The following is a 25,254-nucleotide window of genomic DNA, read 5'->3' as shown; positions in this document are numbered from 1 at the left end:
GCAGCCTAGCGCCAGCTTTCTTTCACCGCCCTGCGCCGCCCGCCCAGGATCACCCAGCCAAGCCCCAGCAACAGGCTTTCGACCACAAAGGCCAGCACAAACCCTGCGCCAACACCCCAGCCAATTGCCTCGGGCACCAGCAGAATCTGGTAGCTGTAGGCATTGAGGGTTTCCTCGCGCAGTTGTGGGTCGGCCTGCACCAGCACATGCCAGGTACGCTGGGCCCACGGCCCTTGCAACGCCTGCCATTCTTTTTCCAGCAGTTCGTTGCGGATCATCAGGCTTTCGATGCTGTTGGCATCACTGTTGAACACCGGGTCGTCACTGCTGCGGTAATGCTGCAGCAGCGCCTGCAAATCGCCTTTGAAAAATCGCTCGGCCGTTTGCCGGAACCCATCCAGCGCCTCGCGCGACTCGAACAGGTGCGCCTCGACCCGCTGGCTATAGTCCTTGACCAGCCCAGGGACCTGGATACCGGCCAGCAGGCCGAAGGTGAACAGCAGCAACCGCAGGTAACTTCTGAACATGCAGCGTCCTTAGCTCTGGCCGTGTGCCACGCACTCGCCGTGCCGCCACAGGGCCCATTGACCGGGCTCGTAGCGATGCCAGGTCTCGTTCTCGGTCAGGGCCTCGGTGGCAATCACCGTGACCACGTCGTTGGGGGTGGTTTCGGTATGAAAATCGACGATCAGGTCGACATCTTTCAACCGCGCGGCACCAAATGGCGCACGGCGGGTAATGTGCACCAGCTTGGTCGAACAGAAGCAGAACAGCCAGTCGCCATCGCTGAGCATGCAGTTGAACACACCCCGGCCACGGTAGCCGGCACAGGCTTCCACCAGCACCGGCAGCAGCTGTTCTACCGGCACCGGCTCGGGGAAAGCACTGCGGATGCGGTTGAGCAAGTCGCAAAAAGCCGCTTCGCTGTCGGTGTCGCCCACCGGCCGGTAGAAGCTGGCCTGCCCTTTGAAATCGCCCAGTTGCCCATTGTGCGCAAAGCACCAGTTGCGGCCCCACATTTCCCGCATGAACGGGTGGGTGTTGGACAGGCACACCCGGCCGACGTTGGCCTGACGGATATGCCCGATCACCACCTCGCTCTTGATCGGGTAACGCTGCACCAGGTTGGCCACTTCCGACTCGCTGCTCGCGGCCGGGTCCTGGAACAGGCGCAGCCCGCGGCCTTCATAGAAGCCGATACCCCAGCCGTCACGGTGCGGGCCGGTACGGCCCCCGCGCTGCATCAGGCCGGTAAAGCTGAAAACGATGTCGGTGGGGACGTTGGCACTCATGCCCAGCAGTTCGCACACAGGCGTGTCTCCTCCGCTTACAGACGGGGCTCGACCCGGCCATTGCCGCGGGGAACGGCAGGGCGTGGGTCGTCGCGGTAACGGTCGCCGCGCTCGGCGGCCAAGGGGGCTTGCCCGGCGACTTGGTCATCTTCATCCGCCTGGCGCTTGGCGGCCGCCTCGGCTTGCACACGCCGCTCACTGGCGCGTTTTTCCAGCGGCCAGCGCACCAGCACGAAGAGAAAATACAGGCCGAAGGCAATCATGCCGTACATGGCGAAGTCGGACACCGCACGCCAGGCGTTGTTGCCCACCTTGAAGGCAAGGTCCAGGGCAGTGATGGCGATGGCCGGGGCGAAGCTGTCCTTGACCGGGTCGACGACAGTCGGGGTCAGCAGCAGCACTGCCAGCACCACCCGCAGCGGTTCGCGCAGCCAGCGCCACATCCAGCCGGTAAGCTTGAAGGCCACCAGCAGGCAGCCCAAGGCGGCCACGGCGTACAGGCCCCAGGCAAAGGTGTAGTCGTTCTCGGTCATGGTGTTCGTGCAAGCCAGGCAAAGAGATGCCTATGATAAACACTTTTCCGGGCGCAGACAGTGTTTGCCTGTACCGGCCTCTTCGCGGGCGGGCCCGCGAAGAGGCCGGTACAGGCAACCCCAACCAAGAGACCCTCAATGCAAACCAAGCCCCAACCTCCCATCGCCCACGCCGATAACGCCGCCGACCCGTACGCCTGGCTGCAACAGCGCGACACCCCCGAGGTACTCGCCTACCTGCAAGCCGAAAACGCCTACCAGGAAGCCTGCCTGGCCGACCAGGCACCGTTGCGTGAGCAATTGTTCGAAGAGATCAAGGGCCGCATCCTGGAAACCGACCTGTCACTGCCGGCCCCCTGGGGCCCCTACCTGTACTACACCCGCACCACCGCAGGCGACGAGTACCCACGGCACTACCGCTGCCCGCGCCCGGCAGACGACTCGAACACCGTCGATGAAAGCCAGGAGCAACTGCTGCTCGACCCCAACGCCCTGGCCAATGGCGGCTTTTTGTCGCTGGGGGCGTTCAACGTCAGCCCCGACCACCGCCTGCTTGCCTACAGCCTCGACACCAGCGGCGATGAAATCTACACCCTGTACGTCAAGGACCTGGCCACCGGCAGCATCACCGCCCTGCCCTTCGACGACTGCGACGGCAGCCTGACCTGGGCCACTGACAGCCAGACGCTGTTCTTCGCTGAACTGGACGACACCCACCGCCCTTGGCGCCTGCGCCGTCATACCCTCGGCAGCGACGCTGCGCAGACCGTGTTCGAAGAGCCCGACGGGCGCTTCTTCCTGCACTGCTACCGCACCAGCTCCGAGCGCCAACTGGTGCTGCTGCTGAACAGCAAGACCACCAGCGAGGCCTGGGTACTGGATGCCGAAACGCCGCAGGCGCCGTTCACCTGCCTGGCGCCGCGTGTCGAAGGCCATGAGTACTTCCCCGACCATGGCCAGCTCGATGGCGAGTGGCGCTGGTTCATCCGCACCAACCAGGACGGTATCAACTTCGCGCTGTACCAGGCCCCTGCCACACCGGTGCCCAGCCGTGCACACTGGCAGGTGCTGGTGGCACACCGCGATGCGATCATGCTCGAAGGCCTCAGCCTGAATGCCGGCGCGCTGACCCTGAGCCTGCGCGAAGGCGGTTTGCCGATCATCGAAGTACGCCCGCAAGGCCTGCCATGCTACCGTGTGGAACTCCCCGACGCCGCCTACAGCCTGTACGTGCAAGACAGCCTGGAGTTTGCCAGCACACGCGTACGCCTGCGTTACGAAGCGCTCAACCGCCCAGCCCAGGTGCGCCAGCTGGAGCTGGCCAGCGGCGCCCAGGCCGTGCTCAAGCAAACCCCGGTGCTGGGTGCGTTCGATGCTGATGACTACGTGAGCGAGCGCCGGTGGGCAACCGCAGCGGATGGCACCCAGGTGCCGATCAGCCTGGTGCGTCGCCGCCAGGACCTGGGCCAACCCGTGCCGCTGTACCTGTACGGTTACGGCGCCTATGGCGAAAGCCTGGACCCTTGGTTCTCCCATGCGCGGCTGAGCCTGCTGGAACGCGGCGTGGCTTTTGCCATCGCCCATGTGCGCGGCGGTGGCGAACTGGGCGAAGCCTGGTACCGTGCCGGCAAGCAGGAGCACAAACCCAATACCTTCAACGACTTCATCGCCTGCGCCGAACACCTGATCGCCGAGGGTGTGACCACTGCCGAGCAGCTGGCCATCAGCGGCGGCAGCGCTGGCGGCCTGCTGATCGGTGCAGTGCTCAACCTGCGGCCCGAGCTGTTCCGCTGTGCGATTGCCGAAGTACCGTTCGTCGACGTGCTCAATACCATGCTCGACCCCGAGCTGCCGCTGACCGTGACCGAGTACGACGAATGGGGCAACCCTGAGGAGCCGCAGGTGTATGAACGGATCAAGGCTTATGCGCCGTACGAGAATGTAAAAGCGCAGGCCTACCCGGCGATGCTGGTGGTAGCGGGCTACAACGACAGCCGCGTGCAGTACTGGGAAGCAGCCAAATGGGTGGCGCGCTTGCGCACGCACAAGACCGACAGCAACCTGCTGCTGCTCAAGACCGAGATGGGAGCTGGGCATGGTGGGATGAGCGGGCGGTACCAGGGGTTGAAAGATGTGGCCCTGGAGTATGCGTTCGTGTTTGGCGAATTAGGTATCGCCTGAAGGGAGGTTTGAGCACCTGCGCGATACCTGTGGGAGCGGGCATGCCCGCGAAGCAGTCAACGCGGTGCCTGGCACCGGCTACGCCGGTGTTCGCGGGCATGCCCGCTCCCACAGGACCGGCGCAGGCCGCTCATGCTCAATCATCCTGCAACCCCGGCTTCGGTGGGTCCTGGCGCAACCCCGGCAATGGCTGGTCCTTCGGCGGCCCGGGCACTGGCATTGGCGGCAACAAGGGCGCCCCCGGCTGGCTGTCGTAGGCTTTGGGCGGTGTACTCGGGGTGATCTGCGGGTATGGCGTGGGTGTGGGGGTGCCCGGTGCACCCGGCACTGGCGTAGTGAGGCGAGGTGGCGTGCTGGCAGCTTCGGCCAGGGGCAGGCCAGCCATCAGCAGCGCGGTCAGGATCGCGTGAAACATCAGCAACCTCCTGTCGGGAACCTTTCTACAGGCTACGCCTAAATCACCGCTTTCGCCTGTCCGCCTGCCCTGCAAGCGCGCTAGACTCAATGCCATAACCGTCATTTGCCTGATCAGAACAAAGGAAACACCATGAGCTCCACCTCTTCCGCCGCCGCCACCGCGCGCCTTGATCGCATCCTGGCCGATGCCAAGCGTGACAAGGAAATGGGCTACCGCGACAAGGCCCTGAGAATGTACCCGCACGTCTGCGGCCGTTGCGCCCGCGAATTCGCTGGCAAGCGCCTGAGCGAGCTGACCGTGCACCACCGTGACCACAATCACGACAACAACCCGCAGGACGGCTCCAACTGGGAGCTGCTGTGCCTGTACTGCCACGACAACGAGCACTCGCGCTACACCGACCAGCAGTACTTCAGCGAAGGTTCCACCAGCACACCGAGCATCGCCAAGGCCACCCACAATCCGTTCGCCGCGCTGGCGGGCATGTTGAAGAAAGACTGACCGTCGATTCGGCCCCCACTGCTACCGGGCAGCCCGTATAATCGCGCTTTTTTTCGCGAAGGGCCCCGGTACGTGGCAAACAAACGATACAGCTGCATCGGCCTGTTCAACCCCAAGTCCCCAGAAAACGTGGGCTCGGTGATGCGCGCTGCGGGTTGCTATGGCGTCAATTCGGTGTTCTACACCGGCAAACGCTACGAACGTGCGCGTGACTTTGTCACTGACACCAAGCGCGTGCACTACGACATTCCGCTGATCGGCATCGATGACCTGCAGCGCATCGTTCCGCTGGGCTGTACCCCGGTGGCGGTCGAGCTGGTGGAAGGTGCGCGGCCACTGCCGGAATATACCCACCCGGACCGGGCCATCTACATCTTCGGCCCGGAAGACGGCAGCCTCAGCCCCGAGGTGCGGGCATGGTGTGAAGAGACCATCTACGTCCCCACCGAGGGTTGCATGAACCTGGCCGCGACCGTGAATGTAGTGCTGTATGACCGTTTGGCCAAAGGGCTGAATACCCGCTCTGGGCCCAAGTTCAAATAAAGTTGCCGCTGAGCGCCCCGAGTGAACGCGGCTGACACCCTGCTGGTCAGCTGCTTACATTTCACACGGAGGTCTTGCCATGTTCGATATCCATTCTGCTGCGTCTTCTGCGTCTTCGCAGCACAATGTCCATGGCCTGGAACGGGTCAGTTCGCTGGCTGGAGGGGCACTGATGGTGAGCAAAGGGCTGCGCCAGGGTGGCTTTATCGGCTTGCTGCAGCTCGTGGTCGGAGGTATTGCGGTGGCACGCGGGGTCAGCGGGCATTGCTCGACCAAGGCGTGGTGGCAGCGACATCGGCAGGAGTACCACCGGTTGCGTTCGGATATAGAACGCAGTGCGGTGGAGCTGGAGGCGTTGAAGGCCAGTGCCAAGGCGGCGACGCGGGGAGTGACGGTGACCGGGAAGGATCCGTTGGCAGACAGCTGATCTTTGTATCGTCTGGGCTGGCCTCTACGCGGGGCAAGCCCGCTCCCACAGGTACCGCACAGGGTTCGAGGTACAGGCCCCAGGGATGTCTAGCGCAACACCTTGCTCTGCAGCACCTCGGACTTGCGCCCCATGACGTTCTCGCTGATTTGCACAAAGTCTTCAGTGCTCACGCTGGGCAAGCGCATCAGCCCGCGTACCACATCGTCCAGCGAACGCTTGGCCTGTGTGTGGATGCGGATTTCCTTGTCCAGTGCCTGCAGCAAGATCACCCCACGGGCCACCTGAGCGGGGCTGGCGCGTTCGCCCTTGAGCCGGGTGACCTTGGCGCCCTGCTTGCTCAGGCGTGCCTGCCAGGCCTGGTAGCGGTCGTCGCTCACCCCGCCTGAACGGCGCAGCAACTCGCTGGCGTAGTAGTCGGTCAGGCTTTCCACCAGCCAGTCACTGCCGTCACGCCCATGGATCTGCGCGAACAGCTGCACCATTTCGCGCAGCAACGGGCTGCTGCCGTTCTCGCTGATCATCGGCCGGGCGCTGTGCAGGTACAGCGAACCCTGCGCTGCCATTGCCCCGCGCCACATGCCGTCACGGGCACCGACCAGCAGCAGCTTTGGCGGGTTGCGCGGGAACACGGCCTGCAACTGCGGCCAGACATAGGTCAGCAAGGTCAGGCTGTCCATGCGCCGCATGCCCTGCCCGACCGGTGCGGCCACGGTGACCTCGGTATCGCCCAGGCGGGCACGGCGGCTACCCAGGTCGCCGGCCAGCATCCAGCCAGTCGGGCGGTCGAACAGGCGCGAAACATTGTCGATGCGGAACTTGTCCTTGCCAATGCGTGGCCAGGACGTCTCGATACTCTTCCAGCCCTCGGGCAAGTCGAACGCCAGGCGTGCCACAAGCTCCGTGCCATCTTGCTGGTCAAGCCGCGCAGGCGGTACCAGCTGGTCGCCGAGGAACAACGCCCAGTGAGGGGTAACACGCGAGGAATAGGCACCGCTGGCGAGCTTCTGGTCCAACTGCACGCGGTAGCTGAGGCTGGTCTTGCCGGCCGCCGGCTGCCACACGCCACGCTGGCCCTTGAGTTGCCATTGGCCATCGGTCTGGAAGCCGCTGAAGGCCGCCGCCTTGCCCAGGTCGAAGTCGAGGCTGCGCACGGCACTGCCTTCAGCCAGGGTCAGGCGGACTTCCGCTTGGCCACTGGCGGGCAACAGGCGCACCTGGTAGTCAAGGTCGACCTTTTTCGCCCAGGCTGGCGAACTGGCCATCAGGCCCAACAGCAACAACAGCTGGCAACGCATACAGAAACTCCTTGTTTCCCCGTGGCAGCGGGCCGCGCCGGTCAGCTGGCGCGGAAGATCAGGTGGTCTTCCCAGTCGTCTTCGTGCACATCCTGCTCCCTGAGCATACGCCCCGACTGGGAAATGCGCTGTTCATGGACCTGCTGGCGATCGCCACAGACAAGGTGGTGCCAGGCCGGCAGGTCCTTGCCCTCGCTGACCAGGCGATAACCGCAGGTGCTTGGCAGCCACGTGAACTGGTCGGCCTTGCCCGGGGTGAGCTGGATGCAGTCCGGTACATGCGCGAAGCGGTTGGGGTAGTCGCTGCACTGGCAGGTATCCATGTCCAGCAATTTGCAGGCGATACGCGTGTAATAGACGCTGTTGTCGTCTTCGTCCTCAAGCTTTTGCAGGCAGCACAGGCCGCAGCCGTCGCACAGCGACTCCCATTCTTGCGGGCTGAGTTGCTCGAGGGTCTTGCGCCGCCAGAACGGCGCGTTTTCAGCGATCATCACACGGTTTCCTGCATTCATCTTTAGGGCCACGGCGCGCGGCGGGGCCAGTCTAGAGCCTGGCCTTCGGCAAAGCCAGACCGCTTGTCAGTCGCGACGGGACGCAGTAGCGTGCGGGTTTCCCGTCCGTTTGCAGGAGCTGTCATGAGCGCCAACCCCCGCATTGCCGATTACGCCATCAACGAACAGTTCATCAACCGCTGGTCGCCACGCGCCTTCACCGCCGAACCGATCAGCGAACAGACCCTGCTGAGCTTCCTGGAAGCCGCACGCTGGGCACCGTCGGCGTACAACTCGCAACCTTGGCGCTTCCTGTATGCCCGCCGCGACACGCCAAACTGGGAGCGCTACCTGAACCTGCTGGTGCCGTTCAACCGCAGCTGGGCGCAACAGGCCTCGGCGCTGGTACTGATCATTTCCAAGACCACCTTTGCAGCCCCGGGCGCCACGGAAGAAAAACCGGCGCTGTGGCACACCTTCGACACCGGCTCCGCCTGGGGCCACCTGGCCCTGCAGGCCAGCATCAGCGGCTGGCATACCCATGGCATGGCTGGTTTCGACCAGGACTTGGCGCGTCAGGAACTGAAGATTCCCGAGGGCTACGTGCTGCATGCCATGGTGGCGATCGGCAAGCTGGGTGACAAGGCCAGCCTGGATGAAGCGCTGCAGTCGCGTGAAGTACCGAGCCCGCGCAAGCCGCTGAGCGAGCTGGCTGCCGAGGGTGATTTCAGCCTGTAAGCCTTGTGGAGGCCTTACTGGCCTCTTCGCGGGCTCGCCCGCTCCCACAGGCACGGTGCTGTACCTGTGGGAGCGGGCGAGCCCGCGAAGAGGCCGGCACAGGCAACATCAATCAGTAGCCCCGGGCAAAGTCCACTTCCCCACGCAACCCCTGCCCCGCTTCATAAGCCCGCACATTCTCGACAAACAACCGCACCATCGCTGCCGGCGAGGTGGGTGCCGAGCTGTGCCCGGTCAACAATAGCCCCCAGGCGGTCCAGAACGGGTGCTGCCGGGGCAACGGCTCCTGCCGGCAGACATCGATCACCGCTCCGGCCAGATGGCCCTGCTTCAGTGCCTCTACCAGGTCGGCATCGACCACGGCCGCGCCACGCCCGGCATTGATGAACAACGCCGTGGCCTGGAAGCACTTGAACAGCGCCGCGTCATACAGGTCGTGGGTAGCAGGGGTGTCCGGCAGCAGGTTGAGCACGTAGTCGGCCTGGCCCACCATGCGTGGCAAGTCGGCCAGCGCAGCCACCTCGACGAACGGTGCCTGTTCCCGGGCGCTGCTGGCTACGCCGTACAGCACCACACCAAACGGCTGCAGGAACTCGGCCACCCGCTGGCCAATGTCGCCGGTGCCGACAATCAGCACCTTGCGCCCTTCCAGCGTGCGCCCCGGGCGGTCATCCCAGCGCCGCTCGACCTGGCTCACCAGGCGCGACAGCACCTCGCGCTCATGGCCGAGCATGTAGGTCAGCATGTACTCGGCCATCACCTGGCCGAATATGCCCACCGCACGGGTCAGGCGATAGTCACGCGGCAGGCCATCGGCCAGCAACGGCGTGATACCGGCCCACGTCGATTGCATCCATTCCGGTTTGAGGCCCTGGCGTAGCAAGCTCGCCAGCAAGTCCGGCTGGCCCAGCCACACCGTGCACTGCGCTGCCTGACGGGCCAGCTCGGCGGAGTCACCGCTGGTCAGGATTTCCACGTTCGGCGCTGTTTCGCGCAAAAGCCCGGCGTAACGAGCATGGTCATGCTCAGCAATCAGTACACGCATGGTCAGACCGGGTCGTTACGGCGCAACAGCTCTTCGGGCAGGTGCTCGATGTACTCATCTTCCAGCGGCGGCATCTGCAGGTGGTAGCCCTGGTTATCGAGGTTTTCCAGCACCTTGGTGATGTCCTCACGGGCCAGCTTGCGCTCGGGGCTAAGCACCAGATCAAACGCGTGCATGGGGGTGCCAAAGGCCGGCAACAGGCCTTCGGGCACACGCTCCAGGCCGTCGGCCTTGAGCACGTACAGGTACATTTCGTTCTTGCGGGGGCTCTTGTAGATCGAGCAAATGCGTTTCATCGGGTTTCTCCGGCAGCTGCCAGGTTGTCCAGCAGGGCCTGGCCCATGCGCTCACGGCGCCAGCCGCGCAGCGAATCGGGCAGTTGATAAGGGCCATGGGGGTAGCCGGTCTTGAGCAGCGCTTCCAGGGCTTTCTTGCGCAGCATCAGCTCGGGGGCAATGCCCAGGCGCTCGCCTTCGGCCTGGCCGATGGCACGCAGTTGCTTGAGAATGCCCGCAGCCTCGATCGGCAGTGGTTCAGGCAACGGCGCTGGCCACTGCTCGGCAGGCAGGCTGCCCGCGCGCTTGATCAGCTGCACGAGAAACTCACCGTCCTGACGAATGGTGCGCGGGTGCATCTCGTCGATCTTGGCCAGCGCCGACAGGTTGTTCGGCTGGCTCTTGGCCATGGGCCACAGCGAGTGTTCCTTGAGGATGCGGTTGCGCGGCACATCACGGTTGCGCGCTTCGCGCTCGCGCCAGGCGCACAGTTCGCGCAGCACCGCCAGTTGCTGGGGGGCCAGCTTCCAGGCGAGCTTGACGTCGCGATACAGGCTTTCGGGCTCGACTTCACGGCGCAATGCGGCCACCAGCTCGGCGCCGTCTTCCAGCACCCAGGCGTACTTGTCGTCGGACAAACGCGGGCGCAGCACCGTGAACAGCTCGGCCAGGTGCACGGCATCCTCGGCCGCATAACTGATCTGGGTTTCAGAGAGCGGGCGCTGCAGCCAGTCGGAGCGGGTCTCACCCTTGGGCAGCTCGATACCCAGCACCTCCTGCACCAGGCGCGAATAGCCCATGGAGAAGCCCAGGTTCAGGTAACCGGCAGCCAGCTGGGTGTCGAACAGCGGCTGCGGCAGCTTGCCGGTCAGGCGCAGCAGCACTTCAAGGTCTTCGCTGCAGGCGTGCAGCACCTTGACCACACCGCAGTCTTCCAGCAGATCGGCCAAGGGTTGCCAGTTGCCGATCAGCAGCGGGTCGATCAGGAAGGCCCGCTGGCCGTCACCGATCTGAATCAGCCCGGCTTTCGGGTAGAAGGTGTCGACCCGCATGAATTCGGTGTCGACGGCGACGAAGGGCAGTTGGTGCCAGTCGCGGCAGTGTTCGGCCAGGCTCTGGTCGTCACGGATCCAGTGAATTTCGATGGCCACGAGGCTCTCCCACTAACATTGGCGCGCAGTATATACGGCGCGGGCACTGCTGGTGAAACCCGGGCCATCCTTGATATCGATCAGTGGTGCTGTTTGTGAGTGAAGGAACGGCATTTCAGCGCTTGGCCGCCAGCCAAGGCCGGCAGCTGGCGAACATGTCCAGCGACTGCTGGTAGACCTCGGTGCGCACCTGCAACAGGCCGAGCATGGAGTGGAACAGGTTGTCCTGCGACAGCGGGGCATCGCTGAGCTTGGCCAGGCAGTCGGTGTCGAGGCCGAAGTCCTCCTTGTAGCTGTCGGAGAACCAGGTCAGCAGCGGCACGTGCTTTTGCTGCTCAGGGGCGATGGGGTAAGGCGTGCCATGCAGGAACAGGTTGTACTCGCCCAGCGACTCGCCGTGGTCGGACAGGTAGATCATGGCCGTGTCGACCTTGTCCTGTTTGCTGCGCAAGGTGTCGATCAGCGAAGCCAGCACCTTGTCGGTATAGGCCAGGGTGTTGTCATAGCCGTTGATGATCTCCTGCTCGCTGCACTGGTTAAGTGCGTTGCTCTGGCATACCGGCGTGAAGCGCTCGCCGCCACTGGGGTAGCGCTTGAAGTATTCCGGCCCGTGGCTGCCCATCTGGTGCAGCACCAGCACGGTGTCCCTGTCGAGGTTGTCGATCAGCTCGTCCAGACCTTGCAGCAGGATCTGGTCATGGCATTCGCCATTGGCGCACAGTTGGGGGTCCTTGAGGTTGCTGACATCAATGAACTGCACGCGGTCGCAGGTACCCTTGCAGCCCGACTGGTTGTCACGCCACTGCACGGCCAGGCCGGCACGCTGGAGAACGTCCAGCAACCCTTCGCGGTTCTTCGCCACGCGGGCATCGTAATCCTTGCGCTTCATGCCCGAGAACATGCACGGCACCGAGACTGCGGTTTCCGTGCCGCACGAGTGCACATCGGAAAACGCCAGCAGGCCTTGTTCCTTGGCCAGGTTCGGCGTGGTATCGCGCTCGTAGCCCAGCACGCCGAAATGGTCTGCCCGGGCACTTTCGCCGACGACCAGCACCGTCAGCGACTTGCGCTCGTGTTTTTGCCAGGCGGCATCTCGCTTGGCATCTTCGCCATAAGACTGGAATGGGCGCGAGGCAGTACCGACCCGCTCGCTGACATAACCGATGGAGGCCCCAACGATATTGCTCGGGGTCAGCATCAGGCGCAGTTCGTGGTGGTTGCGAAACAGCGACGACAACCCTTGATAATTGACCAGCGCTACCGAGCCAAGGGCCACGACACAGGCACCACTGACCACCAGCTTGCCCAGCAGCTCGCGGTGCCAGGGGCGGTAAGCGATCTGCACCTTCCACAACAACACTGACGGCAAGACACCCAATAACAGGATATAGGCAGCAAACTTCAGCGACATCAGATCGCGCACTTCTGCAACATTGGTCTCAGCCATATTGCGGAACATGCCGGCATCAATCAGTACACCGTACTGGTTCATGAAGTAAGCCGCGCCCGCGCCACTCATGAACAACACGATGAGTACCGGCTTCAATACATAACGGAAGGCAACCAGGGTGAGAATGAGGTTGAAGGCGAACAGCATCAGCACCGCAAACGCCAGGCTCAGCCAAAGCCCTGACAGGCCGGCGGGCACCACCTCTTGCAAGTGCTCCCAGAGAAACATGTTCAAGCCAATCAGCAGGTAAAGGCTGGCCAGCAGCGTGACCCATTCAGTCCGCAGGGATTTAAGGTTGAGCATCAGCGTTCGCAATCAAGAGTGATTATCAGCCCCCAGGCCGGATGGCACCGTGGGAAAGTTGGGCGAACTCTAGAAAGCGCATCATCAATTTTTTGTGAAAAAGACGGTAACAATTTCGTGAAGCGTGGTCTTTTATCAATTTCGTGAAAGCCATTCAGCTGCCATTCAGCGTGGCCGCCCTCACAAGCCTGCGCAAACGCGGCTATCCTCAGTGGTCAGGACCTTACCGACAACCCTGACAGAGGTGAAGAAATGCCAGTTCCGCATGATCTGCTCGCTGACCTGCACGTTACCGCTGATGCATTCCAGGCGCTCATTGACAAGGACCAGGCGCTGCACGCGCTGCACAAGGAATACAACGCCAAGGACAAGGAGGTGGTCGCCGCCGAAGGCAACGGTACCAACGACGACGCCGTCAACCGGCTGCGCAAGGAACGGTTGCTGATCAAGGACAAGATCGAACGGATCATCCATCCGCCCAAATCCTGATTGATTTCACAGGCCTGAACGCGCCATGTGGGAGCGGCCTTGCGCCGCGAAAGGGCTGCGTAGCGGCCCCAAGGTTTCAGCAATAACGCATAGATTGCCGGGGCCGCGCTGCGGCCCTTTCGCGGCACAAGGCCGCTCCCACAAGACCGCGTTTATATCAGCCCGCCGCTGATGCCTTCAAAGCACCATCCAGGTCCTCGATCAGGTCGCGGTAATCCTCGATCCCCATCGACAACCGCAGCAGGTTCTCGCTGATCCCCATTACGCCTTTCTGCTCCGGGCTCAGCGAGCAATGCGACATGGTCCACGAGTGGTTGATCATGCTCTCCACCCCGCCCAGCGAGTCGGCCAGCACAAAGATCTGCAACGCCTCCACCAGGCGGTTGAGCGCGGCGCGGTCGCCCTTCACCTTCATCGCCACCACCGCCCCGCCACTGCGCATCTGGCGTTTGCACAGTTCATGCTGGGGGTGGCTTTCCAGCCCCGGGTAATACACCTGCTCGATCTGCGCATGCCCTTCGAGAAAGCGTGCCACCTGCAGGGCGTTGGCACACTGGCGCTCCATGCGCACATCCAGGGTCTTCAGGCCGCGCAGGGCGAGGTAACAGTCAAATGGCCCCTGCACCGCGCCAATCGCCATGCTGATGCGGCGCAGGCGTGCCAGCAGTGCATCATTGGCCGCCACTACCACGCCACCGGTCAGGTCGGAGTGGCCGCCGATGTATTTGCTGGCGGAGTGCATCACCAGGTCCACGCCCAAGGTGATCGGGCGCTGGTTCCACGGTGAGCAGAAGGTGTTGTCGATGCAGGTCAGGATGCCCCGCGCCTTGGCCAGGTCGCACACCGCCTTGATGTCGACCAGGTGCAGCAACGGGTTGGTCGGCGACTCGATCCAGATCAGCTGGGTTTGCGGCTTGATGGCGGCGGCCACAGCCTCAAGGTCGTTGAGGTCGACATAGGTGGTGGTCAGGCCCGAGGTACGGCTGCGGTAGTCCTCCAGAATGCGGAAGGTGCCGCCATACACGCCGTTCATCACCACCACGTGGGCATCCTTGGGCAGCAGCTCAAGCACGGTTGCGGTGGCATTGACGCCCGAGGCACAGGCCACAGCGCCCACGCCTTCTTCAAGGGCAGCGACACAGGTTTCGTAGGCATGCCGGGTAGGGTTGCCGACGCGGCTGTAGGAGTATTCCGGCTTGTCGTCCAGGCTGCGCTTGGTGAACGAGCTGGCGGTGACGATAGCCGGGAAAATGGCGTTTTCGGCAACGCTGAACTGCTCGCCGGCGTGAATGGTACGGGTGGCGAAATTGCGCGGCTTGTCGGACATGGTCAGGCCCATTGGCAGAGTGAAGGCTGCAACTATCGCACAACCCAAATCGTCTGGCCTTGGGGTAATCTGTGAAAAATTTTTCTACACGGCCCGCGCGCGATATGGACAGTTTCGACCAGCACATACTTACCCTGCTTCAGCGCGATGCCTCGATCGCGCTCAAGGACCTGGCCGAGGCCGTCAACCTGTCCACCACGCCGTGCTGGAAGCGGGTCAAGCGCCTGGAAGAAGAAGGCTACATACTCGGCCGTGTCGCCCTGCTGGACCCCGAACGCCTGGGGCTGGGGCTGACGGTGTTCGTCCAGCTCAAGACCCAGCGCCATGACAGCGCCTGGCTGGAGCAGTTTGCCGCGACCGTGACCGGGTTTGAGGAAGTGATGGAGTTCTATCGCATGTCGGTGGACTGGGACTACATGCTGCGGGTGGTGGTGGGGGATATTGCGGCGTATGACCGGTTCTACAAAAAGCTGATTACCCGCACCGATGGGCTGTCGAACATCACCTCCAGTTTTGCCATGGAGCAGATGAAGTACACCACGGCTTACCCGGTGCATCGTTCCTGATTCTGTATGCTGCACCGGCCCTATCGTCGGCAGGCCAGCTCCCACAGGTTTATCACAGGTTCTGAAAGCTGTGCAGTCCCAGTGGGAGCTGGCTTGCCGGCGATAGGGCCCTTGCAGGCAACCCGTCAATCCGCGGCCAACACCGCCGCAATGCGGTTCCCTGCCTTGGCTTTCTCGACCTTGATCGCCACAAATTTCGAGGTAGGGGTGTAGGTCCCCTCGCCATAACTTTCCAGCGGCACCAGTGGGTTGGTCTCCGGGTAATACGCCGCCGCCTGCCCCTCAGGCACGTCATACGCCACCAGGCGGAACCCAGAAACGCGCCGTTCCACGCCGTCCTCCCACAGCGACACCAGGTCCACCTGCTCACCCGGCTCAAAGCCCATGCGGCGGATGTCGGCCTCGTTGACGAACACCACTTCACGCAGGCCAAACACCCCGCGGTAGCGGTCATCCAGGCCATACAGGGTGGTGTTGTACTGGTCATGCGAGCGCAGCGTCTGCAGGATCAGGTCGGGCTTGTCACCCCGGGCCAATACCTTGGCGTTGATCAACTCTTCCGGCAGTGCGTGGGGCATGAAGCGAGCCTTGCCCGTGGTCGTGCGGAAGTTGCGATCGGCGGCATTGTTGCCCAGGTGGAAACCGCCCGGGCTATGCAGGCGTTCGTTGAAGCCGGTGAAACCTGGGATCACGTCGGCGATCATGTCACGAATGCGGTTGTAGTCGGCCACCGCATACTCCCAGTCGATCGGCTGGTTGCCCAGCGTGGCCTTGGCCATGCCGGCGATGATCCACGGCTCCGAGCGCATGTGCGGCGAGCGTGGGCGCAACTGGCCGTTGGAGAGGTGCACCATGCTGAAGGTGTCCTCCACGGTCACGCCTTGCGGCCCTTCGGCCTGCAGGTCGATTTCGGTACGGCCCAGGCACGGCAGGATCAGTGCATCGCGGCCGGTGACCAGGTGCGAGCGGTTGAGCTTGGTGGAAATCTGCACGGTCAACGCGCAGTTCTGCAATGCCGCGTGGGTGCGCGGGGTGTCCGGGGTGGCTTGGGCGAAGTTGCCGCCCAGGGCGATGAACACCTTGGCCCGCCCCTCCTCCATGGCTTTGATCGCCAGCACCGCGTTGTGCCCGTGGGCACGCGGCACACGGAACTGGAAGCGTTTTTCGATGGCGTCGAGCAACGCCGGCTTGGGCTTCTCGTCAATGCCCATGGTGCGGTCGCCCTGCACGTTGCTGTGGCCGCGCACCGGCGACAGGCCGGCCCCGGGCTTGCCAACGTTGCCGCGCAGCAACTGCAGGTTGACGATTTCCTGCACGGTAGGCACCGAATGGCGGTGCTGGGTAACGCCCATGGCCCAGCACATGATCACCCGCTCGGCCTTGCGGTACATGCGTGCGGCCAGCTCGATCTCGGCCAGGGTCAGGCCCGACTGTTTGACGATGTGTTCCCAAGAGGTGGCGTCCACCGCTGCCAGGTAGTCATCGACGCCGCTGGTGTGCTCGGCGATGAAGGCATGGTCGAACACCGCCGGCTCGCCCTTGGCCTGGGCTTCACGCTCCCACTGCAACAGGAACTTGGCAATGCCACGCATGGCCGCCATGTCACCACCCAGGGCCGGGCGGAAGTAGGCGCTGGACGTCGGCTCAGAGCCGTTGCTGAGCATTTCGAACGGGTGCTGCGGATGTTGGAAGCGCTCCAGGCCACGCTCTTTTAGCGGGTTGAAGCAGACCACCTGGGCCCCACGCTTGACCGCCTCACGCAGCGGTTCGAGCATGCGCGGGTGGTTGGTGCCGGGGTTCTGGCCGATGACAAAGATGGCGTCGGCCAGCTCCAGGTCGTGGAACACCACGGTGCCCTTGCCCACCCCGAGGGTTTCCGACATGCCTGCGCCGCTGGCTTCGTGGCACATGTTCGAGCAATCGGGGAAGTTGTTGGTGCCGTAAGCGCGCACGAACAGCTGGTAGAGGAACGCCGCCTCGTTGCTGGCCCGGCCCGAGGTGTAGAACTCGGCCTCATCGGGCGACTGCAGCGCACGCAGGTGCGTGGCGACCAGCTCGAAGGCCTCCTGCCAGGTGGTTTCGACATAGTGATCGGTGGCAGCGTCGTAACGCATCGGGTGCGTGAGGCGGCCCTGGTATTCGAGCCAGTAGTCGGTCTGCTCCCTCAGCGCGCTGACGCTGTATTTGGCGAAGAAAGCCGGGTCGACCGAGCGACCGGTCGCCTCCCAGTTAACTGCCTTGGCGCCGTTTTCGCAGAACTTGACCATGTCGCTTTCCGGCGACTCGCCCCACGCACAGCCGGGGCAGTCGAAGCCGCCGTTCTGGTTGGTCTTGAGCATGGCCCGCAGGTTCTTGAAGGCATTTTCGCTGCCCAGCCAGCTTTTGGTGACGCTCTTGAGCGCCCCCCAACCGGCGGCGGCGCCCTTGTAGTCCCTGATGTGTTCGTCCTGGCTCATGCGATGAATCCCCACGCTTCGATGCTTTTTTCCAGCCTATTGAGCGTGAGGCAGGGGCGTCCAATCGAAAGATCTTACGGTGTGATAAGCGGTTTCGATCATGGGCCGGGAATGTGGTTGCAGCCATGATAGAGGCCGTCGATCAAGCAGTCGGACAAAGCAATTTGACGCCCCTGCGGCCAGGTTATAGCTTGGAGATGTGTCCCAACCCATTCGAGCGCGAACGTGGAACAGAACAGCCGGGCCCTGATAGACGGCTTCAACCGGAAAATCGACTACCTGCGGATGTCGGTCACCGACCGCTGTGACTTCCGTTGCGTCTACTGCATGGCCGAAGACATGCAGTTTCTGCCGCGCCAGCAGATCCTCAGCCTCGAAGAACTGTTCCAGGTGGCCGAGCGCTTCGTCGCCCTGGGCACCCGCAAGATCCGCCTGACCGGCGGCGAACCACTGGTACGCCAGGGCATCGTCGACCTGTGCGGGCGCATCGCGGCCCTGCCCGGCCTGCGCGAACTGTGCCTGACCAGTAACGGCTCGCAACTCGGGCGCCTGGCACAGCCACTGTTCGACGCGGGGGTCTCGCGCCTGAACATCAGCCTCGACAGCCTGGATGCCGACCGTTTCAAGCAACTGACCCGCACCGGCGACCTGCATCAGGTCGTCGCCGGCATCGACGCCGCGCGCCAAGCCGGCTTCAAGCGCACCAAGCTCAACTGCGTGGTGCTCAAAGGGCGCAACGACCACGAGCTGGTCGACCTGGTGCGCTTTGCCATCGATCGCGAACTGGACATCACCTTCATCGAAGAAATGCCGCTAGGGGTGATCAGCGAACACGAGCGCCGCGAGTCGTTCTGCTCCAGCGACGAAGTACGCGCGCGCCTGGCCGAGCAGTTCACCCTGATCGAATCCACCGAGTCGTCCCAGGGCCCCGCCCGTTACTGGCGTCTGGCAGAAGCGAACACCCGGGTAGGCTTCATTTCGCCGCACAGCCACAACTTCTGCGCCACCTGCAACCGCGTACGGCTGACGGTCGAAGGCCGGCTGCTGCTGTGCCTGGGCAATGAACACTCGGTGGACCTCAAGCACGTGCTACGCGCCCACCCCGGCAACGCCGAACGCCTGGAAAAGGCCATCCGCGATTCGCTGCACCTCAAGCCGTACCGCCATCACTTCGAAGTCGGTGGCGACGTGCAGATCCTGCGCTTCATGAACATGACCGGCGGCTAAGCGGCCGTCTCTGGATATCCATGATCGTCCACCCAACCCCTGATGTGCTGCGTGTGCTGTTCACCCTCAAGGGTTCGATCGTCAAGCGCATTGCCCTGCGCTGCCTGATGGTGACCCTGCTGGCAGCGCTGATCGTGCTGATCGAGCGCCATTACCCGGCGTTTTTCTACCCGGTGAGCGCCACGCCGTTCACCTTGCTTGGCCTGTCGCTGTCGATCTTCATGAGCTTTCGCAACAACGCCTGCTATGACCGCTGGTGGGAGGGCCGCAAGGCCTGGGGCAAGCTGATCATCGAAACCCGCTCGTTCGTGCGCGAAAGCGTGGTGATTGCTGACGACCACCTGCGTACGGAGCTGCTGCGCAGCCTGTGCGGTTTTGCCCATGCACTGAATGCACGGCTTCGTAACGAGGATGATCTGGCAGCCGCTCGGCCGTGGCTGGCCCGGCCTGAGAGGATCAGCCCGCACAACGTGTGCGACGGCATCCTGCGTGAGATTGGCGAACACTGTTCGCAGTTGGCCGCACAACAGCAGATCAGCGACTGGCGCTACAGCCTGCTGGAGCAACGGCTGGTGGGGCTGACCGAAGTACAGGCCACCTGTGAGCGGATCAAGGGCACCCCGTTGCCGTTCCCCTATACGCTGCTGCTGCACCGCACCATCTACATCTTCTGCCTGCTGTTACCGTTTGCCCTGGCCGAGCCGCTGGGCTGGCTGGCACCCCTGTTCACCACCATCGTGGGGTACACGTTCTTCGGGCTGGATGCGATTGGCAACGAGCTGGAAGACCCGTTCGGGCGCGATGAGAACGACTTGCCTACTGATGCCATGGTGCGGACTGTAGAGCGCGATGTGCTGGCGGGGTTGGGGGAGCAGCAGTTGCCTCCGGCATTGTTGCCGGTCGGATATGTGTTGAGCTGAGCAAATGCGCCCTCCTGTGCTGGCCCTTTCGCGGGTAAACCCGCTCCCACAGGGACTGCACAAAGTCCAAAGGCAGTGGCGATCCTGTGGGAGCGGGTTTACCCGCGAAAGGGCCGGTACAGGGCCCAGTTCAGCCCCGGCTTGCGCAGGCCTCGATCGGCAACAGGTGTTTGACGAAGTTACAAGGCCGATGCCGGGCATCCAGCTGCTCGGCCAGAATCCCCTCCCACCCCGTGCGGCAGGCGCCGGTCGAACCCGGCAGGCAGCACACCAACGTGCGGTTGGACAACCCGGCCAATGCCCGGCTCTGGACGGTCGAGGTGCCGATATCCAGAATTGACAACGCCCGGAACAGCTCGCCAAAACCGTCGATGCGCTTGTCCAGCAGGCACTCAACTGCCTCCGGCGTGCTGTCTCGCCCGGTAAAGCCGGTGCCGCCGGTAATCAGCACCACCTGCACCTGCTCGTCGGCAATCCAGGTCGCCACCTGCGCGCGAATCTTGTACAGGTCGTCCTTGAGCAACGCCCGCGCCACCAGCCGGTGGCCGACCTCTACCGAACGGCTGGCCAGCAGTTCACCGGAGGTGTCGTTGTCATAGGTACGGGTGTCGCTGACGGTCAGCACGGCGATGTTCAGCGGTACGAAGACCGCATCGGGTTGGACGCGCACGGTAAAACTCCTTGAATGGCATTGTCGACACGCTAGAGGCACGGCCCGAGGGCGTCCAATCGATATGGCGTACCGGGCGATCAATGACATCTATCGCAGACGTGGGTTAAGGTCTGCATAACCAGACGCCAGGCACTTTCATGGACATCAAGCAGCTCAAGTTCCTCATCGCCCTCGACCAGACCCGCCACTTCGGCCAGGCGGCGGCGCTGTGCCATATCACCCAGCCAACGCTGTCCATGCGCCTGCGTAACCTGGAGGACGAACTGGAGCTGGTGCTGGTCAAGCGCGGCCAGCGCTTCGAAGGTTTTACCGAGGCCGGCGAGCGCATCCTGGCCTGGGCCCGCACCTTGCTCGCAGCCCACGATGGCCTGCAAGCCGAGGCCGCCAGCTGCCGCGGCCAAGTGGTCGGTAGCCTGCGCCTGGGTACGGTGCCGCTGGCCAGCTTCAACCCCATGCACCTGCTGCTGCCACTGCGCGAAAAATACCCCGAACTGCACTTTCAGCTCAGCTCGCTAAGCTCGGAACAAGTCATCGACGGGCTCAGCCGCAACCAGCTCGACCTGGGTATCTGCTACCTGGACCAGGTCAACACCAGCTTTTTCGAAGTGATCGAACTGGGCACCACCACCATGGGCCTGTTGCACGACACCCGGCACTTTCAATTCGCCGACGCCCCGCTGCGCTGGGATGCCCTCAGTGACATACCACTGGGCTTGCTGAGCAAGGGCATGCACTACCGTCAATCGCTGGACCTGAGCTTCCGCAGCCGCGGTCTGGAGCCGAATGCGGTGCTGGAAAGCGACTCGACCTTCCAGCTGATCCAGGCCATCAATACCGGCATGTGCTGCGCGATCATGCCGCTGGACTGCGGCCTGGAAGACCTCAGCGAGCACCTGCGCATCCTGCCGGTGGCCGACGCCGCCATTCACAGCCCGGTCGGCCTGCTGCTGCGCCGCAGCGAGCCGCGCTCGGCGATTGCCGAACAGTGCTTTGCCGAGGCCCGGGTGCTGTTTCAAGCCACCTGATCGCTGGTTGCCTGGCGGTACTGGCGCGGGGTAAAGCCGGTCAGTTGCTTGAACTGGCGGCTGAAGGCGCTGTGGTCGGTATAGCCGCAGCACATTGCCACTTCGGTGATGGGCAGGTCCGAATGCAACAGGCGGTGGGCGTGCTCCAGGCGCGCCTTGTGGATCATCTGCCGGGGCGTGAGGTGGAACACCCGCTTGCAGTAGCGCTCCAGCTGGGCCACGGAAATATCGGCGATACGGGTGAGCTCGCCCATGCTGATCGGCTGGTGAAAATGCTGGCGAATGTGCTCGTCCACCGCGGCCAGGCGTTGATAGGCAGGGTGACTGTCGGCGGCTGATTGCAGGTCGACCGAAATGCCGACCAGGCCGATGATCTCGCCCGCCTGGTTGTACAGCGGGCGCTTGTGGGTCAGGCACCAACCAGGCTCGCGGCTGCCGTACAGGTGCAGCTCCAGCTGGTCCTCCAGCACCCTGCCTTCCTTGAGCACCCGGCGGTCCTGTTCGGTGTAGCCGGGCCCCAGCTGCGCCGGGAACACTTCGGCGCTGGTCTTGCCCAGCAGCGGTTGCAGGCGCTTGAGGCCGCAACGCTGGACCAGGGTGTTGTTGGCCAGCACATAGCGGGCGGCCGGGTCCTTGATGAAGATCGCAGCGTTGGGGATGGCGTCGAGGATCGGCAGCAGCAGCGATACACCGGCGAGCAGGGCCTCGAGGGTGGCGGGGCGGTGCTGGTCGAGGGACTGGTAGAGGGTTGCCAGGGGGGTATTGGTCATCTTCTCTATCTCGGTTTGCTGGGCCCGCCTCTTCGCAGCGCACGGCTGCTCCTGCAGCGACCGCAGAAGGCTTGATAGCCATGCGGTTCTTGTAGGAGCCGCCTTGTGCTGCGAAGAGGCCAGCACTGGCAATGTCTCTCTCAAACCCTTATCCGGTATGGCCTACAGCCTATCCACCAGCACACCCTGGCCGCCAGCATTTTTTGCAACTGTGCCGATTTCGTCATCCCCCCTGCAGAAAACCATCAAGAACCGTCGCCCCGACCGGTTCACTCTATGCCCCACGCAAGCCGCCCAAGTCCTACAAGAGCGCGGCCCAAAAAGCCGCATCTCGTGACATCAGACCTGCCTATCCAATAACCAACAAAAAGGCGAACCCATGTCAGGCAAATTCAAAAAACAGTTATCACTGCTGGACCTCACCTTCATCGGCCTGGGTGCCATCTTCGGCTCCGGCTGGCTGTTTGCCGCCAGCCACGTGTCGGCCATCGCAGGCCCGGCCGGCATCCTCTCCTGGTTCCTCGGCGGTTTTGCCGTACTGCTGCTGGGCATCATCTACTGCGAGCTGGGCGCTGCCCTGCCCCGCGCCGGTGGCGTGGTGCGCTACCCCGTTTACTCACACGGCCCACTGCTCGGCTACCTGATGGGTTTCATCACCCTGATCGCCTTTTCCAGCCTGATCGCCATCGAAGTGGTCGCCTCACGCCAATACGCCGCCGCCTGGTTCCCCGGGCTCACCAAGGCCGGCTCCAGCGACCCGACCGTGCTCGGCTGGTTGGTGCAGTTTGCCTTGCTGGGGCTGTTCTTCTTCCTCAACTACCGCAGCGTGAAAACCTTCGCCAAGGCCAACAACCTGGTCAGCGTGTTCAAGTTCATCGTGCCGCTGCTGGTGATCGGCGTACTGTTCACCTTCTTCAAGCCAGAAAACTTCGAGGTCCAGGGCTTTGCCCCGTTCGGCCTGTCCGGCGTGGAAATGGCCGTATCGGCCGGCGGCATCATCTTCGCCTACCTGGGCCTGACGCCGATCATTTCAGTGGCCAGCGAGGTGAAGAACCCACAGCGCACCATCCCTATTGCACTGATTTTGTCGGTGCTGCTGTCCACCGCGATATACGCCCTGCTGCAACTGGCCTTCCTCGGCAGCGTGCCGACCGAAATGCTGGCCAACGGCTGGGCCAGCGTGACCAAGGAACTGGCCCTGCCTTACCGTGACATCGCCCTGGCCCTGGGCGTCGGCTGGCTCGCTTACCTGGTGGTGGCCGACGCCGTGATCTCGCCCAGCGGCTGCGGCAACATCTACATGAACGCCACCCCGCGGGTGATCTATGGTTGGGCGCAGACTGGCACCTTCTTCAAGTACTTCACCCGCATCGATGCAGAATCCGGCATCCCGCGCCCGGCCCTGTGGCTGACGTTTGGCCTGTCGGTGTTCTGGACCCTGCCGTTCCCATCGTGGGAAGCGCTGATCAACGTGGTCTCCGCTGCCTTGGTCCTGAGCTACGCCGTCGCCCCGGTCACCGTCGCCGCCCTGCGCCGCAATGCGCCACAGATGCCGCGCCCGTTCCGGGTCAAGGGCATGGCCGTGCTCGGCCCGCTGTCGTTCATCATCGCCGCGCTGATCGTGTACTGGTCGGGCTGGAACACCGTGTCGTGGCTGCTGGCCCTGCAAATCGTGATGTTCGTGCTGTACCTGCTGTGTGGCCGTTTCGTACCCACCCAGCACCTGTCGCTGGCCCAGCAAGTTCGCTCCTCGGCATGGCTGATCGGTTTCTACGCGGTGACCATCCTGCTGTCGTGGCTGGGCAGCTTTGGCGGCCTGGGGGTAATCGGCCACCCGCTCGACACCGTGGCCGTGGCCGCCTGCGCGCTGGGCATCTACTACTGGGGCGCCGCGACGGGCGTGCCTGCCCACCTTGTGCGCCTGGAAGGTGAAGACGAAAGCGAAGCCAGCGCTGAAACCCACACCGGCCGCCCTGCTGCCGTCGCTTCCTGATCTTTTACGCAAGGGACAAGCCATGAAACAGATTCACGTCATCGACTCTCACACTGGCGGCGAGCCAACCCGCCTGGTGATGAAGGGCTTCCCGCAACTGCACGGCCGCAGCATGGCCGAACAGCGCGACGAGCTGCGCGAGCTGCACGACCCATGGCGCCGTGCCTGCCTGCTGGAGCCACGCGGCAACGATGTGCTGGTCGGCGCGCTGTACTGCCCGCCGGTGTCGGCTGATGCGACCTGCGGGGTGATCTTCTTCAACAACGCCGGCTACCTGAACATGTGCGGCCACGGCACCATCGGCCTGGTCGCCTCGTTACAGCACCTGGGCCTGATCACACCGGGCGTACACAAGATCGACACCCCGGTTGGCCAGGTCAGCGCCACCCTGCATGAAGACGGTGCCATCACCATCGGCAACGTGCCCTCCTACCGCTACCGCCAGCAGGTTGCGGTGGACGTGCCCGGCCATGGCGTGGTGCGCGGCGACATCGCCTGGGGCGGCAACTGGTTCTTCCTCGTTTCCGAACACGGCCAGCGTATCGAGTTGGCCAACCGTGAAGCGCTGACCGAGTACACCTGGGCCATGCTCAAAGCCCTCGAAACCCAGGGCATCACCGGCGAAAACGGCGCGCCTATCGACCACGTCGAGCTGTTTGCCGACGACGCCAACGCCGACAGCCGCAACTTCGTGATGTGCCCCGGCAAGGCCTACGACCGCTCCCCGTGCGGCACCGGCACCAGCGCCAAGCTGGCCTGCCTGGCCGCCGACGGCAAGCTTGCCGAGGGCCAGACCTGGGTACAGGCCAGTATCACCGGTAGCCAGTTCCATGGCCGCTACGAGCGCGACGGCGAGCACATTCGCCCGTTCATCACCGGCCGCGCCTACATGACCGCCGACAGCACCCTGCTGATCGACGAACAGGACCCGTTCGCCTGGGGCATCTGAGCCCCGGCTTTTCCGAAAACCCCATTTCGCCAGGAGTAACAACAATGACTGACAACCTCTTCACCGGCACCATGCCCGCCCTGATGACCCCGTGCACCGCCGCGCGCAAGCCGGACTTTGACGCGCTGGTGCGCAAGGGCCACCAGCTGATCGAGGCCGGCATGAGCGCCGTGGTGTACTGCGGTTCGATGGGCGACTGGCCACTGCTGACCG

At 63.5% G+C, this 25,254-nt stretch carries 26 protein-coding genes and 1 pseudogene; 13 read left to right on the top strand and 14 right to left on the bottom strand.

Annotated elements, in window-relative coordinates; all coding sequences use genetic code 11:
* Positions 1-5: 5 nt before the first annotated feature.
* From LU684_RS20060 to LU684_RS20050, 3 genes are read right to left on the bottom strand one after another with little or no spacing between them, the layout of a single operon-like run.
* On the bottom strand, positions 6-527 hold the full coding sequence (locus tag LU684_RS20060; RefSeq protein ID WP_016488592.1) for a DUF2937 family protein: 522 nt from the start codon (positions 525-527) through the stop codon (positions 6-8).
* Between the two features lie 9 nt (positions 528-536).
* Positions 537-1,310 carry a class II glutamine amidotransferase gene (locus LU684_RS20055; RefSeq protein WP_016488593.1) on the bottom strand — a complete coding sequence of 258 codons (774 nt, stop codon included), beginning with the start codon at positions 1,308-1,310 and terminating at the stop codon, positions 537-539.
* 17 nt (positions 1,311-1,327) lie between these two features.
* Positions 1,328-1,825, bottom strand: a complete 498-nt coding sequence (locus tag LU684_RS20050; RefSeq protein WP_016488594.1) for a hypothetical protein — start codon at positions 1,823-1,825, stop codon at positions 1,328-1,330.
* A gap of 138 nt (positions 1,826-1,963) precedes the next feature.
* Between LU684_RS20050 and LU684_RS20045 the strand changes: the two genes are divergently transcribed.
* The gene (locus tag LU684_RS20045; RefSeq protein ID WP_232894967.1) at positions 1,964-4,006 is read left to right on the top strand and encodes a S9 family peptidase; all 2,043 of its coding nucleotides are present in this window, start codon (positions 1,964-1,966) and stop codon (positions 4,004-4,006) included.
* Positions 4,007-4,142: 136 nt separating this feature from the next.
* On the opposite strand, the gene LU684_RS20040 is transcribed toward LU684_RS20045, so the two are convergent.
* Positions 4,143-4,421, bottom strand: coding sequence for a hypothetical protein (locus LU684_RS20040; RefSeq protein ID WP_232894965.1), 279 nt, complete (start codon positions 4,419-4,421; stop codon positions 4,143-4,145).
* Positions 4,422-4,553: 132 nt separating this feature from the next.
* On the opposite strand from LU684_RS20040, the gene LU684_RS20035 reads away from it, so the two are divergent.
* From LU684_RS20035 to LU684_RS20025, 3 genes are all read left to right on the top strand, one after another.
* Positions 4,554-4,925, top strand: a complete 372-nt coding sequence (locus LU684_RS20035; RefSeq protein WP_016488597.1) for a YajD family HNH nuclease — start codon at positions 4,554-4,556, stop codon at positions 4,923-4,925.
* A gap of 72 nt (positions 4,926-4,997) precedes the next feature.
* Complete coding sequence (locus LU684_RS20030) at positions 4,998-5,468, top strand: RNA methyltransferase (protein ID WP_232894963.1); 471 nt, start codon at positions 4,998-5,000, stop codon at positions 5,466-5,468.
* Positions 5,469-5,547: 79 nt separating this feature from the next.
* Positions 5,548-5,895 (top strand): YgaP family membrane protein, encoded by a 348-nt coding sequence (locus LU684_RS20025; RefSeq protein ID WP_031312544.1) that lies wholly within the window; start codon positions 5,548-5,550, stop codon positions 5,893-5,895.
* A gap of 89 nt (positions 5,896-5,984) precedes the next feature.
* Here LU684_RS20025 and LU684_RS20020 read toward each other — a convergent pair whose 3' ends face one another.
* Both LU684_RS20020 and LU684_RS20015 read right to left on the bottom strand, forming a co-directional pair.
* Positions 5,985-7,193, bottom strand: coding sequence for a hypothetical protein (locus LU684_RS20020; protein ID WP_016488600.1), 1,209 nt, complete (start codon positions 7,191-7,193; stop codon positions 5,985-5,987).
* A gap of 41 nt (positions 7,194-7,234) precedes the next feature.
* Positions 7,235-7,684 (bottom strand): YcgN family cysteine cluster protein, encoded by a 450-nt coding sequence (locus LU684_RS20015; protein WP_016498373.1) that lies wholly within the window; start codon positions 7,682-7,684, stop codon positions 7,235-7,237.
* 144 nt (positions 7,685-7,828) lie between these two features.
* On the opposite strand from LU684_RS20015, the gene LU684_RS20010 reads away from it, so the two are divergent.
* Positions 7,829-8,422: a nitroreductase family protein gene (locus LU684_RS20010; RefSeq protein ID WP_095116751.1), complete on the top strand. Its 594-nt coding sequence runs from the start codon at positions 7,829-7,831 to the stop codon at positions 8,420-8,422.
* Between the two features lie 112 nt (positions 8,423-8,534).
* Here the strand turns inward: LU684_RS20010 and LU684_RS20005 are convergent, their stop codons facing one another.
* The 4 genes from LU684_RS20005 to LU684_RS19990 form a co-directional block, all read right to left on the bottom strand.
* Positions 8,535-9,467, bottom strand: a complete 933-nt coding sequence (locus LU684_RS20005; RefSeq protein ID WP_016488603.1) for a D-2-hydroxyacid dehydrogenase — start codon at positions 9,465-9,467, stop codon at positions 8,535-8,537.
* A 2-nt stretch (positions 9,468-9,469) separates the two neighbouring features.
* Entirely contained in the window at positions 9,470-9,763 is a 294-nt protein-coding gene (locus tag LU684_RS20000; RefSeq protein ID WP_016488604.1) for a YcgL domain-containing protein, read from the bottom strand.
* Positions 9,760-10,893: a ribonuclease D gene (gene rnd, locus LU684_RS19995; RefSeq protein ID WP_016488605.1), complete on the bottom strand. Its 1,134-nt coding sequence runs from the start codon at positions 10,891-10,893 to the stop codon at positions 9,760-9,762. The genes LU684_RS20000 and rnd overlap by 4 nt, the downstream gene beginning before the upstream one ends.
* Before the next feature lie 115 nt (positions 10,894-11,008).
* Positions 11,009-12,646 (bottom strand): phosphoethanolamine transferase, encoded by a 1,638-nt coding sequence (locus tag LU684_RS19990; RefSeq protein ID WP_016488606.1) that lies wholly within the window; start codon positions 12,644-12,646, stop codon positions 11,009-11,011.
* Between the two features lie 252 nt (positions 12,647-12,898).
* Between LU684_RS19990 and LU684_RS19985 the strand changes: the two genes are divergently transcribed.
* Positions 12,899-13,135, top strand: coding sequence for a YdcH family protein (locus LU684_RS19985; protein WP_016488607.1), 237 nt, complete (start codon positions 12,899-12,901; stop codon positions 13,133-13,135).
* A 157-nt stretch (positions 13,136-13,292) separates the two neighbouring features.
* Here LU684_RS19985 and LU684_RS19980 read toward each other — a convergent pair whose 3' ends face one another.
* The gene (locus LU684_RS19980) at positions 13,293-14,474 is read right to left on the bottom strand and encodes a trans-sulfuration enzyme family protein (RefSeq protein ID WP_060519197.1); all 1,182 of its coding nucleotides are present in this window, start codon (positions 14,472-14,474) and stop codon (positions 13,293-13,295) included.
* 92 nt (positions 14,475-14,566) lie between these two features.
* Between LU684_RS19980 and LU684_RS19975 the strand changes: the two genes are divergently transcribed.
* Positions 14,567-15,028, top strand: a complete 462-nt coding sequence (locus LU684_RS19975; RefSeq protein WP_232894962.1) for an Lrp/AsnC family transcriptional regulator — start codon at positions 14,567-14,569, stop codon at positions 15,026-15,028.
* Between the two features lie 125 nt (positions 15,029-15,153).
* Here the strand turns inward: LU684_RS19975 and LU684_RS19970 are convergent, their stop codons facing one another.
* Positions 15,154-17,484 carry an FdhF/YdeP family oxidoreductase gene (locus tag LU684_RS19970; RefSeq protein ID WP_023047729.1) on the bottom strand — a complete coding sequence of 777 codons (2,331 nt, stop codon included), beginning with the start codon at positions 17,482-17,484 and terminating at the stop codon, positions 15,154-15,156.
* 225 nt (positions 17,485-17,709) lie between these two features.
* Here LU684_RS19970 and moaA point away from each other — a divergent pair, with 225 nt between their 5' ends.
* Both moaA and LU684_RS19960 read left to right on the top strand, forming a co-directional pair.
* A complete protein-coding gene (gene moaA / locus LU684_RS19965; protein ID WP_232894960.1) occupies positions 17,710-18,711 on the top strand; it encodes a GTP 3',8-cyclase MoaA in 1,002 nt (333 codons plus the stop codon).
* A 20-nt stretch (positions 18,712-18,731) separates the two neighbouring features.
* Complete coding sequence (locus tag LU684_RS19960) at positions 18,732-19,631, top strand: bestrophin family protein (RefSeq protein WP_060519201.1); 900 nt, start codon at positions 18,732-18,734, stop codon at positions 19,629-19,631.
* 130 nt (positions 19,632-19,761) lie between these two features.
* On the opposite strand, the gene moaB is transcribed toward LU684_RS19960, so the two are convergent.
* A complete protein-coding gene (moaB, locus tag LU684_RS19955) occupies positions 19,762-20,301 on the bottom strand; it encodes a molybdenum cofactor biosynthesis protein B (protein ID WP_060519203.1) in 540 nt (179 codons plus the stop codon).
* 140 nt (positions 20,302-20,441) lie between these two features.
* On the opposite strand from moaB, the gene LU684_RS19950 reads away from it, so the two are divergent.
* Positions 20,442-21,329 (top strand): LysR family transcriptional regulator, encoded by an 888-nt coding sequence (locus LU684_RS19950; RefSeq protein ID WP_016488615.1) that lies wholly within the window; start codon positions 20,442-20,444, stop codon positions 21,327-21,329.
* Here the strand turns inward: LU684_RS19950 and LU684_RS19945 are convergent.
* Positions 21,317-22,099, bottom strand: coding sequence for an AraC family transcriptional regulator (locus tag LU684_RS19945; protein ID WP_060519207.1), 783 nt, complete (start codon positions 22,097-22,099; stop codon positions 21,317-21,319). The two genes, LU684_RS19950 and LU684_RS19945, sit on opposite strands and share 13 nt — an antisense overlap.
* Positions 22,100-22,478: 379 nt before the next feature.
* On the opposite strand from LU684_RS19945, the gene LU684_RS19940 reads away from it, so the two are divergent.
* From LU684_RS19940 to LU684_RS19930, 3 genes and pseudogenes are all read left to right on the top strand, one after another.
* Complete coding sequence (locus LU684_RS19940) at positions 22,479-24,092, top strand: APC family permease (protein ID WP_070086910.1); 1,614 nt, start codon at positions 22,479-22,481, stop codon at positions 24,090-24,092.
* Positions 24,093-24,114: 22 nt separating this feature from the next.
* Complete coding sequence (locus LU684_RS19935; protein WP_023047730.1) at positions 24,115-25,041, top strand: 4-hydroxyproline epimerase; 927 nt, start codon at positions 24,115-24,117, stop codon at positions 25,039-25,041.
* Between the two features lie 44 nt (positions 25,042-25,085).
* Positions 25,086-25,254: pseudogene (locus tag LU684_RS19930) on the top strand (dihydrodipicolinate synthase family protein); the annotation flags it as partial.

Origin of the sequence: Pseudomonas sp. NMI542_15 (genome assembly GCF_021283425.1) — a bacterium.
In the GTDB taxonomy this organism is placed as follows: domain Bacteria; phylum Pseudomonadota; class Gammaproteobacteria; order Pseudomonadales; family Pseudomonadaceae; genus Aquipseudomonas; species Aquipseudomonas fortuita.
This window is presented reverse-complemented; position numbering and strand designations above follow the sequence as displayed.